The 14,306-nt window shown below is 33.0% G+C and carries 9 protein-coding genes; 2 read left to right on the forward strand and 7 right to left on the reverse strand.

Going from position 1 to position 14,306, the window contains the following annotated elements; genetic code table 11:
- Window positions 1-47: 47 nt before the first annotated feature.
- From ACKTSU_RS13305 to ACKTSU_RS13335, 7 genes are all read right to left on the reverse strand, one after another.
- Complete coding sequence (locus ACKTSU_RS13305; RefSeq protein WP_408036994.1) at window positions 48-791, reverse strand: energy transducer TonB; 744 nt, start codon at window positions 789-791, stop codon at window positions 48-50.
- A 103-nt stretch (window positions 792-894) separates the two neighbouring features.
- A complete protein-coding gene (locus ACKTSU_RS13310; protein WP_408036995.1) occupies window positions 895-1,617 on the reverse strand; it encodes an energy transducer TonB in 723 nt (240 codons plus the stop codon).
- Window positions 1,618-1,680: 63 nt separating this feature from the next.
- The gene (locus ACKTSU_RS13315; RefSeq protein WP_408036996.1) at window positions 1,681-2,058 is read right to left on the reverse strand and encodes a VanZ family protein; all 378 of its coding nucleotides are present in this window, start codon (window positions 2,056-2,058) and stop codon (window positions 1,681-1,683) included.
- The gene (gcvH, locus tag ACKTSU_RS13320; protein ID WP_028891755.1) at window positions 2,024-2,404 is read right to left on the reverse strand and encodes a glycine cleavage system protein GcvH; all 381 of its coding nucleotides are present in this window, start codon (window positions 2,402-2,404) and stop codon (window positions 2,024-2,026) included. Before gcvH ends, ACKTSU_RS13315 begins: the two co-directional genes overlap by 35 nt.
- Window positions 2,405-2,430: 26 nt before the next feature.
- A complete protein-coding gene (gene sov, locus ACKTSU_RS13325) occupies window positions 2,431-9,552 on the reverse strand; it encodes a T9SS outer membrane translocon Sov/SprA (RefSeq protein ID WP_408036997.1) in 7,122 nt (2,373 codons plus the stop codon).
- A 21-nt stretch (window positions 9,553-9,573) separates the two neighbouring features.
- The gene (gene ruvA, locus ACKTSU_RS13330) at window positions 9,574-10,155 is read right to left on the reverse strand and encodes a Holliday junction branch migration protein RuvA (RefSeq protein WP_408036998.1); all 582 of its coding nucleotides are present in this window, start codon (window positions 10,153-10,155) and stop codon (window positions 9,574-9,576) included.
- Window positions 10,156-10,223: 68 nt separating this feature from the next.
- Window positions 10,224-12,524: an NADP-dependent malic enzyme gene (locus ACKTSU_RS13335; protein WP_408036999.1), complete on the reverse strand. Its 2,301-nt coding sequence runs from the start codon at window positions 12,522-12,524 to the stop codon at window positions 10,224-10,226.
- Between the two features lie 227 nt (window positions 12,525-12,751).
- On the opposite strand from ACKTSU_RS13335, the gene ACKTSU_RS13340 reads away from it, so the two are divergent.
- Both ACKTSU_RS13340 and ACKTSU_RS13345 read left to right on the forward strand, forming a co-directional pair.
- Entirely contained in the window at window positions 12,752-13,369 is a 618-nt protein-coding gene (locus tag ACKTSU_RS13340) for a PAS domain-containing protein (protein ID WP_408037000.1), read from the forward strand.
- A 296-nt stretch (window positions 13,370-13,665) separates the two neighbouring features.
- Window positions 13,666-14,304, forward strand: coding sequence for a PAS domain-containing protein (locus tag ACKTSU_RS13345; protein WP_408037001.1), 639 nt, complete (start codon window positions 13,666-13,668; stop codon window positions 14,302-14,304).
- Window positions 14,305-14,306 lie beyond the last annotated feature (2 nt).

The following is a 14,306-nucleotide window of genomic DNA, read 5'->3' on the forward strand; positions in this document are numbered from 1 at the left end:
TAAACAAAAATAAAAAAACTCAACCTAAATGGTTGAGCTTTTAATTATTATTCAACTTTAAAAATAATTGGTAAGGTATATTTTACTTTTACTTCTTTGTTATTCTGTTTTCCTGGTTGAAACTGCGGGATTTTATTCACCACTCTATCCGTTTCCTTTTCTAATTTAGCATGTGGTGCTCTAATTTTAATATCCATAACGTTTCCTGATTTATCAATAACAAACTGTGTTAATATTTTATATTTCCCAGAACTTAATCCTACGTCTTGTGCAAGTACTGAATTAAAATTACGTTGTACATGTTGTTGAATTTTTCGTTCAAAACACTTTCTATTTTCAACTTCTGACAACCCTTCACACCCTTTAAAAACTGGAGTGTTTTGTACGTTATTAATTGAAATTGGGTCGTCACCTTTATTTATATTTTCAATTTCTTTCACTTCTTCTATCTTATCTATATCAACAGTGGGTTCTTCAACAGGCATTTCAATTACTGTAGTAATATCTGTATCGTTATCTACTACTTTTGGTTTTAGAATTTCTTTAAGTACCGTTTTTTTCTTTGGTTCTTCCGTTACCTGTTCAACTCTTTTTAAAATAACAGGCCGTTTAAAAGTGTAAACAGGTTCGTACAACTCACTACTTGATGGTTTTAAAACTGCTACTTCCTTTTCTGTTTCGTGCTCTAAAGCTAAAAAAACTATAAATAAAGTGAGTACTAAACCTAACTGAGTAAAAATTGTTGAGAATTTTTCTAACTGCTTTCTAGCATTCTTTTTTGTTGTTTTCATAGTGCATTTATTTTAAATTACTACCTATATAAAACAAGAAACATGCCAATAAAAAAAGCAATCCTTTTAGGATTGCTTTTTTTATTATTGTTAAGTAATTTTACTACTCTACGTTAAATGTAATAGGTAATGTGTAACCAACTCTTACTGGTCTACCTCTTTGTCTACCTGGTTGCATTTTAGGAATTTTTCTTGCTACTCTTTCAGCCTCTTGCTTTAACCTTGGGTGTGGAGCTCTTGCTGTTACGCTAGTAATAGAACCATCTTTGTCAATCTTAAATTGAACATAGATTCTCTTTTTACCTGGTGATAAACCTAACTCGTTAGCTAATTCAGCATTAAAGTTACGTTGAACGTGTTTTTGTAACTGCTTATTTAAACAGTCTTTCTTTTGTTGTTTTGTACCAGTACATCCAGGAAATACAGGAACTTCTTCAATAATAGCGAAAGGTACATCTTCTACTACTTCTTCTACTTCTTCTACCTCTTCGATATCTTCAACAACAATTTCTTCAGACTCATCTGTCTCAGTAGATTCAATAACAGTTTCTTCAACTTCTTTCTCGTCTTCTACTACTTCAATTTTTTCAGGAGCTGGTGGTGGAGGCGTATTTGGCTTTGGTTTTGGTGGCTCAACTTGAAGCTCGATAGTTTCTTCTTCGATTTCAGAAGCCATATCAGCCATACCTAAGTCAGCATATTCTTTATCATATGTTTTATTTTCAATAGCAACATACGTTACAAATAAAGCAAAAACCAAACCTATTTGCATAAATAGCTTACTGTAGTTTTCTAAGTTTGATTTTGGATTTTTCTTGATTTCCATCCTAAATGTTTTTAATAGTTCGCTAATTTAATTAATTTATTTCAACTTATACAAGCATAATCTTTAAATAGCTTCATTTTTCTTAAAAAAAGAATTATAAACAATATAAGCTATTAAAATACCCGTCGTATTTGCGATTACATCTAAAATCTCCCCTGATCGATGTGATGTGATTGTAACTTGTAGAACCTCAATAATTATGCCGTAAAAAAAACAACAAAAACCTATTAAATACTTATTAATTTTTGTTGCTCTTAAAGCAATCAGCCATACAAAGCTCAGGACAAAATAAGCAAAAGCATGCTTAATTTTATCAAAATGATTTATTTGTACAGGTGATTTTCCTAGCTTTATTAAACTAAGAATAGCAATACCTAAAGTAATAAGTATTGCTATTGTTGTTAGTTTATCCTTTAATAAGCTCTTGATATTGTTCAGCACTTAATAAATCTGCTACTTGTGAATCGTCTGATAATTTTACTTTTATCATCCATCCTTCTCCGTAAGGATCAGAGTTTACCAGCTCTGGTTCGTCTTCTAAAGCCTCATTAAACTCTACTACCTCACCTGATAAAGGCATGAATAGATCTGAAACTGTTTTTACTGCCTCTACCGATCCGAAAACCTCTTCTGCATCTAATGTTTCATCTAAAGTATCAACATCTACATATACGATGTCTCCTAACTCACCTTGTGCAAAATCAGTAATACCAATAGTTGCTACATCACCTTCTACCTTAACCCACTCGTGATCTTTGGTATACTTTAATTCTGATGGAATGTTCATTGTAATTATTTTTTATTGTGTTTGTTTTAATTTCCTAGATTATATACTATATTAATTCCTGCATTAATTGATTGTCTTGGAAAAGTAGTAGAAACCGCATACTCAAACGTTTGATGATTATAATAAAAAGAAGCTGTTAAATTACTTGTTAAATTATAATCGGCGATAAATTTTAATCCGAATAATTTTTCTCCTCCTGTTATCTGACTATTCTCTTTATCTACACTTCTTATCAACGTTAAGTTATCTCTTAACGAAACGTCTGCTCTTAAATTTATGTCTCCTTTTAAGGTTTCTTTCTTTCCTGTAAATCTGGTGACAAATTTAACATCTCTAATCTTATATCCAAATCCTAAAACATATTCTGTTCCTTTAATATCTGTTAACGTATTATTGTTAAAGTTTAAAGTTAATGTTCTATCTTTTCTTACTTCTCCTTTAAACGAAATAGAATTTTTCATTCTAAAATCTACTTTTATTAATGGAGAAAATTCATCAATTAAAGTTGCCGACGAAATTAAGAGTTCTGGTTGATAATTACCAGAAGTATTTGTATTTGTTGTACTATTCGCATCATACTGTAAATTATTGGTATAATTACCTATAGTATAAAGAGAATTATATCCGTGAGATAAAGTAAATGAGCTAAAGTTTTTCTTAAACCATTTGTACTTCATAAATCCGTTATAACGCAAAGTCCAATTAGGAATCGGAATATTTTTAAAGATTCCTGTACTTATTGAATTAGGACTGTTACCTGAATATGCTGCAATAAATGCTGGCAACATTGCCTGTTGTCCGTTTGTTTTAAATCCTGGATCGCTGTTAGCCGGATTGGAATCGTTAGCAGTTATACCTTGCTCATTGGCTAGTCTTCCTGAAATTTCTTGCCTGTAATCTAAAAAGTTTTGATACAAGGTTTCATTATCTGTAAAAACAGTTCCTAACATAAAGTGACTGATGCTATAATTACCTGTTTCAAAAGGTTTGATGTTAGGGTCTTGCTCAAAACCTCCACTTCCATTAGAAACAATATCTAACTGCTGTGTTAAGTTACTTGTTTCAATTCTATTTCCTCGTAAATCAATTGTTAAGTCTCTAAACGGTTTTACCGATACAGTATAATCTAGCTTTTTATATCTTGTTTTAGCGTAGTTTTTACTATAGTATTCTTCACCAGTGTTACGGGTAATTAACCATCCGTTTTCAATTGCCCTATTTAAAATATCTGTTTGACTACCAAAAACAAACCCTAAAGTTGGTGCTAAACCTCCATCATAACTATTTCTTCCTAAGAACCCTACTGAAGGTTTGTAACCTTGTAACAGTGTTCCGTTATTTTGAGCATAGCTAATTTTAGCTCTTTTTACTGATGTTAACACATCATAAACACCTTTTCCTAGTTTTTGTCCAAAAGTAGCTTTCTTTTTAAGCTTTGCTTTTTGCACAACTTGATTTTCTCCTAAAGTTGCAGTACCTTGTTGAGCTGGTTGTTTTTTTGCTCCTTTTAACAATAGCTTATCTACCCCTATAATTTTATAAAAACGTCCAAAATCTATATTGGTATTTAAATTATGGGTATTCGCATTTTGAATCATGTTTCCAACTTCTTCAATATAACTTTGTGATCCCGCTTTCCAATCAAAGTCAGCTGTATAACCATAATCAGCATTTATGAAGTTTAAAAAAGGAAACTTATCTAATGGCAATTTATATGTTGCGTTTAGTTTTTGATGATAATTATCTGGTCTACCAATACTAAAAAATTGATCGTAAACTTCTAGTTGTTCATCTTCACCAAAACTATCATATATATAATTGTTCGTTGCGTTGAAATTTAACTGTAACGATTTTGTTAAATCAAAACCGATTGTATAATCCCAATTAAATAAAAATCTTCGCTGTATAAGTTCTGGTTGCGGTGTTAACCCAATATCTTGAATTAAATTTCGTGATTGTTGGCTATTGTAATTTCTATTAATTCTTGAGTTTATCGCTAAAGTTTTAGGTACTGGATTAAAGTTTAAATCTTTTATAAATTGTAAATACCTACTCTTAAATCCTTCTGAATTTTTAAATGGTTCAATAGAAAAAGGTACAAAATTGAAGTTGTAGCTAGCTCCTGCCATTACATTTTTATTCTCGAACTTTTCAATATTGTAATCTTTATGAAACTCTTCGCTGTGTGCGTAAGAAGCAGAGAAATTTTCTACATCGTAAAACTTAGGCTTTTTCTTGCTCTCTGGATTTCTGTTTTTCTTTACATTGATAAAACTAATACTCTTTCTTCTGGTATAATCTTGCGCATTTTTACTGTTTGGATTTTTATCAATCGCATCTTCTAATTTTACATCTTGAAACTGCGGATCGTATTTTGGATCTCTAAATTCTTCACCATACGTATAACTCATAGGTACTTGCATGTTCCATTTTTTAGGCATCATTTTACCTAACTGAACATTGGTTGCCACACTATATTGTTTAACCTCTTCAATACTTCGTTGCTGAACTCTATCTTCAACATTACCAAAACCAACGGTAGACATTCTTCCTGCTAAAGAAACATCTAACACATCAGCCATATTTGCATCAGCATTTACCACAGCTGCCCAACCGCCTTTATTATCAAAACCTACAGCACGCAATTCGTTAAACCAAACTTCTACTGATTTTGGAGAAGCAGTTGTGTTTTTAACTCCCAACATTATGGTTCTTATTTGCGCCAATGTCGGATTTCCTTTAACAGAAATATCCAATCCATTAGAACTTACACCAGCAAAAATATTAGAAATAGGATCTCCTGTTGGTCGTTGAATTTTAAGGTTTGCTAGCTCTTCTAGCAAAATATCTAAGTTGTTTTCAGCTGGCCAAATATCTGTATCGATAGAAGCATTTGATGCTGATATTTTTAATGGTTTCTCTATTTGATAATAATTATCATTTAAGTCAGTACCTAAACGAATAATTGCAACCATATCGTCATTCCCTGCTCCTTCTGGGGTACTCGGACTTTCGGCATGTAAAAACATACGTAAGTTTTTATACCTACGCATATCAATGCTTATATTTTTATAAATCGTTCGCGCCTGATCAGCTTCTAAATCGGTAACTCTTAAGGTTACAGATTGCTCATTCTGACGTTGAATTCTATTCGTTCCTTGTAATTCTTCTCGTTCAATTCCTGGAGGTAACGCGTAACGTTCTGGGTTTTGTTCAATACTTACAACTCCTACTTCAAACTTATTTAAATCTACTGTTTGTAAAGGAACTGGTGTACCTGACTCTGGTAAAGTTTTGGTATATCTACGCCAATCTCCTCTAACCAATTCGAACTCTCCGAAACGTAAAACTACTGGCATTTTAAATCCTGCAAGAAACATTCGTATAAAACGAATACTGTTAAAATCGGAAATACCATTAATACGTTGAAAGTCTTCTACATTTCTTACTGGAATTCTAAATTGATACCATCTAACCTCTCTCTCAGCTCCATTAAGTAATGTTACTCTTTCATTTTTAACATCTATAATGTGATTTTTATTTGTTCTTCCTGCTAAATCATTATTGTCTTGAGGTAAATCTGTTTTATTTAATGAAACTTCATATTCAAAATAACTATTCACAGGATTCATTGTTTGATCCTTGTTAATATCTTCTGTGTCTGGATATGTAGTTGATGATGTTGGATACGATTCTCCTGATTGACTTGCTGTTGGCGAATTCCCCTCTGTACCGTTATAGTTTTTATAACGTGCTAAAACTGAAGGATCAGTACTTTCTATTGCTCCTCCTCTAAAAAATTGGAAATTATCTCCTGCCGGATCATCTAATCCTGCAAACGCAGGAAACTTCGCTCTTTCTTCTTCGTCGCTCAATCCGTCTAAACCAACATCTTGGTTTGTTCTTGCATCGTTACTAGAATCAAAAGCATATATGATTGATGGATTGATAGGTGTGGTTCCCCAAATAGACGTTTCAACATTTCCTCCATCTACTTTTTGTCCATCTTCAGGAAGTCCATTTTCGTACTGTTTTCTTCCGTCTTTTAAAATATCTTCAGAAACATTTCCTAAGTTAATAAACAGCTTTCCTACTCTGTTAGTTGGGTCATCTGGATTAACTCCTGCTGGCAATCCTTCTTCCGCGGTAATTGAATAATTATCATACGGATCCATCAACCAAAACTGAATGTACTCTACGTTTGCTTGCTCAAAATTATTGGTGGTTAATGCTCGCATAATACCTCCCCAACGCTCTTCTGGCAACACAGTGTTAGCATTTTCATTATAGTTATACGGACCTCTTTCTGCAGGATAATAGGCTAAATCTAATGTACGAACTAAATTTTGCTGCGTAATGTCTAAATCTGTTTCAGGAAATAACTCATTGTAACGTATTTGACGAACTTCATCTCTCGACAACTCATTTTCATCAATATTACTTGGTCTGTTTCCGCTTCCGTAGAATAACTGATCAACATTATACCATGCTAATTTTCCTCTTTTATAATTGTATTCTAAACCAAAAGCACCACCATCAAATCCTTGTGATTCTGGTGTACTTGCTAAAAACCATTGTTGTGGCGAACTTAAATTAATAGGAATTTGAGAAGCTTCAAAATCATCTAAATATGAAGTTGCTGTACCGTCTACATTGATTCCGCTTGGAGCACCTGGCAATAAATAAGCCATATCTGCTCTAACCGAAACGTTCGAAGGTACTTCAGTTTCTACAAAAGGTAGTTTATTTGCTAGTTTAGTTAAATAAGGTACTTCAGAAGAATAATCTAAATTTAGCCCTAACATGATATTATCGATAGGTTCTCCTCCAAAATTTACTTTAGGTGTGATAGGTTTTTCACTAACATTTAAAAAGGTTCCTCCTAAAATAAAATCTTCTGAAAAACGATGCTCTATATCTACTCCAATAAACGTTTTTCTTTGTTGGTTAAAGAAGGTATTGTTTTCTACGGAAGCATTGATTGGAATTCCGGATGCCTCTAAACCTGGATCTAAAATCTGTACACGACCTAATTGATAATCTACCACGTAATCAACTCCTTCAACTAGCTGTCTTCCTCCTGCAGTAACACGTACTGAACCTCTTGGAACATTGAATGCTCCTAAAGAAATTCCTCTACTTGTTTCTGATTTAAAATATCCTTTTAAAAAGAATTTATCTAGATTTTGATATTCGTTTTTTGCTTGAATCTTAGTAGTTAAATACAATTCTTCGAAACCATATTTTTCTTGATCTAACGGATTCGTTAACTTTAGCAATAAGTCTTCTCCAAATGGTTCTGGTTCAGGAAACAAAATGTATCCTCTTTCAGAATTTACCGTAATCCCTTCTACATAATCGAAAAAACCATCTCCATTCGTAACTGCATACTCACTTTGATCTAGCTTATCTAAATTCATTAACCTTAATAAAGGCTCATTCTTCAGCGCTGTAGTTGTCGCGTTTTGTAAGGTGTTTTGTAGTGTTCCTGTTTCGTCATCACGATACAATAACTCGAAACGGAAACCATCACGTTGTAACGGAAATGCTCCTAAAGCGTACACGTTTTTCATCATTAAACGCCATGTAGGAAAAGGCTCACCAGGATTCGTTGGTGTTGATGTTCCTGGACGTACTGTGTTTAAAATTTCACTACGTAATAATTTTACGGCAATGTTTGATGGCGCTACAATTCCGTCGTTTGAAAATTCACCTACTCTAAAAACTGTTTCGTTATTGGATGCACCAACAACAGTATACTCAAAAGCTACTGCTAAAACTTCTCCGTCGTTTAATCGTCTGTTTAAGGAAATAAATCCTAATTGTGGATGTAATTTAAACTCATTAGGTTGTAACCTACGAGCATTTTGTAAATACGTATAGTTAAACCCTTGTCGGGCAGGAATACCAATACCGTTTATGGCATTATCTACTGTTGCAACATCTCTAATTCCTCCACTAGTTACAGTTAATAAAGAACTTAAATTGTTTACTCCGTTATAAGGTAAAATCGCAGAATTAGCAGATACTGCTCCTGGTGTAGTGATAATTTCTGACGGATTCACCTCATTGTCATCATCTGACTCTCCTAAATCGGCAAAAGCAACAATGCTACGATAATCGCTTACATTTTGATTTCTGTTCGTTACCCAAACTTCTATACGAGTAATGTTTATCGGGCTATTAATTAGCGGGTATCTTTCTAATGCTTTTGAGTAATTTTCTCTAAAATATTGTGATAAGAAGAAGTGGCGATCATTATCATAGTCAGAAGCTCGTAACTCAAAAGGTTCAATCGTTGCCCCTCCTTCGGCTATTACCGTTTTAGACTGTGAATTTTGCTGTGAAAAAGCAGCCGTAACATAAGTTTTACCGAATTGCAATTGTGTTTTTACTCCAAATAACGATTGCGCTCCGTTAATTAAAGAGTTTTTTATCGGCATACTAATATTACCTGCTTCAATATTTCTGATAATATCGTCTTCGGTTGGTGTGTACTCTAATTTTATAACATTTTGAAAATCGAAAGTAGATTGTGTATCGTAATTTGCGGTTACTTTTAATCGTTTCCCTACTTTAGCTTGTATACTCGCACTAATTTGTTGATCAAAATCAAACGTAAAACTACTTTGGTTTTCTACAGAAATTTGAGGGTTCTCGTTATTTTGATAAACACCTCCTAATTTAATATTAATTTGTCCTGTTGGATTTACCTCAACTGTATTTCCACCAAAAACAGATTCAAAAAACTTAGAGTTTACATAATATTTAGGAAGTAAATTTTTACGAGCAGCATCACTTCCTTTTTTCTTCGGATTGGTAGCATCTACCTTTTCTTTGAAGTAATCTTTTAAATCGTTTTTTAAACGATACTCGTCATACTCTTTTGGTGTCATAAAAATAGGAGTTCCCACATAGTAATCTCCTACTTTTTCAACAATCATAAATTTGTTCAACACCTTATCATAAGTAACTACTTTTTGACTAGGATTGTTTAAAAAAAGAGCGCCATTTTGATTGTTTTTAAAATTATATTTGAGAGGAACAACAGTATCTTTCTTAACAGTTTTTGTACTATCGTTTTGCGTATTTTGTGAAAACGAAACAATACTTACTAAAAAAGTAAGTATTGTTAATAGTCTATTCATAACTGTTTTTTCCAAACTTTTTTATAATTTTTTCAACGCCTGCTTTATAAGTATTTCAACACTTGCATCAGGTGTTTCTTTTAATATTCCCCCTATTACTTTATCGGCCTGCTTCCTAACAAAGCCAAGAACCTCTAAAGCAGATAACGCTTCTTCTTTATTTGTATTGTTCTGTACTACAGAAACTTCATCAAGATCAAAGGTTTTTAAAACTTTATCTTTTAAATCGACAATAACGCGTTGCGCTGTTTTTGCTCCAATTCCTTTTACTGATTGTATTAGTTTTACATCTTCTGAAGCAATAGCTTGTTGAACTTCTTTAGAAGTCATTGAAGACAACATAGTTCTTGCAGTACTTGGTCCTACACCAGAAACTGAAGTTAATAATAAAAATACTTCTCGTTCCATTTTGGTTGAAAAACCATATAACGTATGTGCGTCTTCTCTAATAGATAAGTGTGTGTATAACAACACATATTCATCATTTGGTAATGATGAATATGTGTTTAGTGAAATGTGTAGTAAATACCCTACCCCGTTACAATCTACAACGGCGTATGTAGGATTTTTCTCCACAAGCTTCCCCCTAATTTGTGTTATCATCCAGCGATTTTTTTTCTATTTGCCTAAAATAGACAAAATTATTTTTTAAAAAAAGTTTCCTAACCCTATTAAGAGTTCTGAAGAGCTTTCTTTTTAGCTTTCATTTCTTTGTTCTGAGCGTCAACAACTGCTACGGCAGCCATGTTTACCATTTCATCTACACTAGCACCTAATTGTAAAATGTGCACTGGTTTACTCATTCCTAATAAAATAGGCCCGATAGACTCTACTTCATCTACAGCTTTCATTAATTTGTACGTAATGTTTGCTGATTCTAAGTTAGGGAAGATTAAAACATTGGTTCTTTTTCCATTTAATTTAGAAAACGGGAATTCTTTAGCTAATAACTCAGGATTCAACGCAAAATCTGCTTGTAACTCACCATCAACAACAACATTAGGAAAATTGCGATGAATATATGAAACTGCTTCTCTTATTTTGGCTGAACTTTCAGATTTAGAAGAACCAAAGTTTGAAAAACCTAACATTGCTACATTTGGCTTCATTCCAAACATTTTAGCTAATACTGATGTTAATTGTGTAATCTTAGCTAAATCCTTTGCTGTTGGGTTGATATTAATCGTCGTATCTGCCAAGAACATAGGCCCTTGCTTGGTTAACATCATATTGGTAGCCGCCACTCTTGTTACTCCTTGATCTTTCTCAATCAATTCTAACATTGGCTTTACTACTGATGGATATGGTCTTGAATATCCTGTAATCAATGCGTCTGCTTCACCAGAATTCACCATCATTGCCGCAAAATAGTTACGCTCACGCATCCATTTTTGAGCTTCTAAAAACGTAACTCCTTTACGTTGTCTTGTTTTCCAGAAAGCTTCAGCATAACGATTTCTTCTATCTTCTTCTTCATCTGTTTTAGGATCGATAATCGGAATATCAGCATCAAAACCTAACTCAGCTTTTAACTCTAAGATGATTTCTCTTCTTCCTAATAAAATTGGATGTCCAATTTTTTCTTCATAAACTCTCTGTGCAGCTTTTAACACATCTAAATGATCTGCTTCAGCAAACACTAATCGTTTTGGATCTTTCTTAGCTCGGTTGTGTAATAATCGTACTTCTTTACTTCCAGTTCCTGAACGATCCATTAATTCTTCTCGGTACTTGTCCCAATCTTCAATAGGTTCTTGAGCTACACCAGAATCCATCGCAGCTTTCGCAATTGCTGGTGGAATTTCATAAATTAGTCTTGGATCAAATGGTTTTGGAATGATGTATTCTTTTCCGAAGGAAAGACTTACCTCATCATATACAATATTTACTTGCTCTGGTACTGATTGCTTCGCTAAATCTGCCAACGCATGTACCGCAGCCATCTTCATTTCTTCATTAATCTTTTTAGCACGAACATCTAATGCTCCACGGAAAATAAATGGAAATCCTAATACGTTATTCACCTGATTAGGATGATCTGACCTTCCTGTTGCCATGATAATATCATCTCTTGTAGCAATTGCTAAATCGTAATCAATTTCTGGTTCAGGATTCGCCATTGCAAAAACAATAGGGTTTTTTGCCATAGACAATAACATCTCTGGAGAAACCACATTTCCTTTAGATAAACCAATAAACACATCTGCATTTAACATGGCCTCTTCTAAAGTATTTACATCTATATGTGTAGCAAACTCAGCTTTTTGAGAAGTTAAATTCTCATTATCTTTTCTGATAACACCTTTACTATCGCACATGATTACGTTTTCGCGTTTAGCTCCAAGAGCTACATACAAACGTGTACATGAAATAGCAGCTGCTCCTGCTCCATTCACCACTATTTTAACATCTTCGATGTTTTTTTCATTAATCTCTAATGCATTTTTTAAGGCTGCTGCAGAAATAATTGCAGTTCCGTGTTGGTCGTCGTGCATTACAGGAATATCTAATTCCTCTTTTAACCTTCGTTCTATTTCAAAAGCTTCTGGAGCTTTGATATCTTCTAAATTAATTCCTCCAAAAGTAGGAGCAATTGCTTTTACTGTTTCAACAAACTTATCTACATCTGTTGCGTCAACTTCAATATCAAAAACATCAATATCAGCAAAAATCTTGAATAGCAATCCTTTTCCTTCCATTACTGGTTTAGACGCTTCGGGACCAATATCACCCAATCCTAAAACAGCTGTTCCGTTTGAAATTACAGCTACTAAATTGCCTTTTGAAGTATATTTATAAACGTTGTTTGTATCTTTTGCTATTTCTAAACAAGGCTCAGCAACACCTGGTGAATACGCTAATGATAAATCGTGTTGAGTTGCGTATTTTTTGGTAGGTACTACTGCTATTTTTCCTGGCTTCGGTTTGGCATGATAAAGTAAAGCTTCATGCCTTTTTCTAGAATCTCTCATAGGTTCGTTCTTGTTTGTTTGAACTTACAAATATACATTTTGTTTGTTAAGTAAAAATAATTTACTACCTGATTAAAGTTATATTATCTCCTTAAACACCTGTTTAATATTGGCACTAATTTTAAGACTCATAAAACAATCAAAAAAATAATTAATAACCTGACAAAAGTCATATTTAGTCTTTCTTTTTCTCCCCAAATTTGCCCTAACCTTAAACCAAATAAAACATGGAAACTACACAAAGACACATTATTGACGAAGAAGTACAGTGGGACAAGACTAAAACCATCGTAAGTAAAACCGATATCTACGGAACAATTTTATATGCTAACGATGTTTTTTCTAATACTTGTGAATATAGTACTATTGAATTAGTAGGAGAGCCTCACAACATTATTCGCCACCCAGACATGCCTAAAGTAGCCTTTAAGGTATTATGGGATGCGTTAAAAAAAGGAGAGAACTTTCATGCTATCGTTAAAAACCTAACAAGAACTGGAAGATACTACTGGGTTATTACCGATTTTACTATTGACAAAAATGATGAAGGCAAAATTACAGGGTATACAGCAAGAAGAAAAGCAGTACCTGATGGTGTAGTAAAAAAGATTGAACCTATTTATAAAACCCTTTTAAACATTGAAAAATTAAAAGGAGAAAAAGCTAGCGAAATGTATTTTGAAGCCTATTTAAATGAAGAAGTAGGTAAATCTTATAACGAGTTTGTTGTTGATTTATTTAACGAAGAGCTATCTAAAGAAGAAGCTGAAAAAGTTAAAGCAGAGACAAACCCACTAAAAAAAGGATTAAACTGGTTCTTCTTTGGAGACACCAACCCAACATAAAAACATATCCCCAAACCCCCTTTAAAATGTTTTTTTCGAAAGGGTTGAAACTTCTGTTTCAGCCCTTTTCTCTTCTATTAATCTTTGTTTTTTTAATAAAATAACACAATTCTATGTTTTTAAAAACAAAACTAACACATTACTATATTGACATTTAAACAAGACTAAATAAATATTACTCCTTTTAACAATTTTTAACCCTTTCAAAACAAACCAAAAACTTTTTTGATACAAAAAACAGTATCTTTGCCTCCATTACAAGTAAACCATCCCGAATAACTATTAAAACAAAAAAAATGGACGCAAACAACGCTCTTAGACCTTCAAAAATCATAGACGAAGAGGTAAAATGGGACAAGTCTAAAACTATTATTAGTAAAACAGATCCTGTAGGAACTATTTTGTACATGAATGATACTTTTGAAGAAGCATCTGAGTACAATAAAATAGAACTAATTGGAGAACCTCACAACGTTATCAGACATCCTGATATGCCTAAAGTTGTATTTAAGGTATTATGGGATAACCTAAAACAAGGAAACAATTTCCATGCTATTGTAAAAAACTTAACAAGAACTGGTAGATACTATTGGGTTATTACCGATTTTGATGTTGAAAAAGATGATAAAGGAAAAGTTACTGGCTACACAGGAAGAAGAAAAGCTTTACCTCAAAGTGTAATTCAAAAAATAGAGCCTTTGTACAAAACTCTTTTAGAGATAGAAAAAATAAAAGGAGAAAAAGCCAGTGAATTATACTTCAATTCATACTTACAAGAAGAAGTAAACTCTTCTTATGAAGATTTTGTTGTAAAGTTATTTGAAGATAGTGGAGCTGCTGGATCAAATGGAGCAATAGAAGACACTCCTAAAGAAGGAGGCAAGATTAAAAAAGGAATTAATTGGTTTTTCTTTGGAGAAACCAATCCTAAATAGAT

The sequence above is a fragment of the Tenacibaculum aestuarii genome (assembly GCF_964510395.1).
Lineage (GTDB): Bacteria > Bacteroidota > Bacteroidia > Flavobacteriales > Flavobacteriaceae > Polaribacter > Polaribacter aestuarii.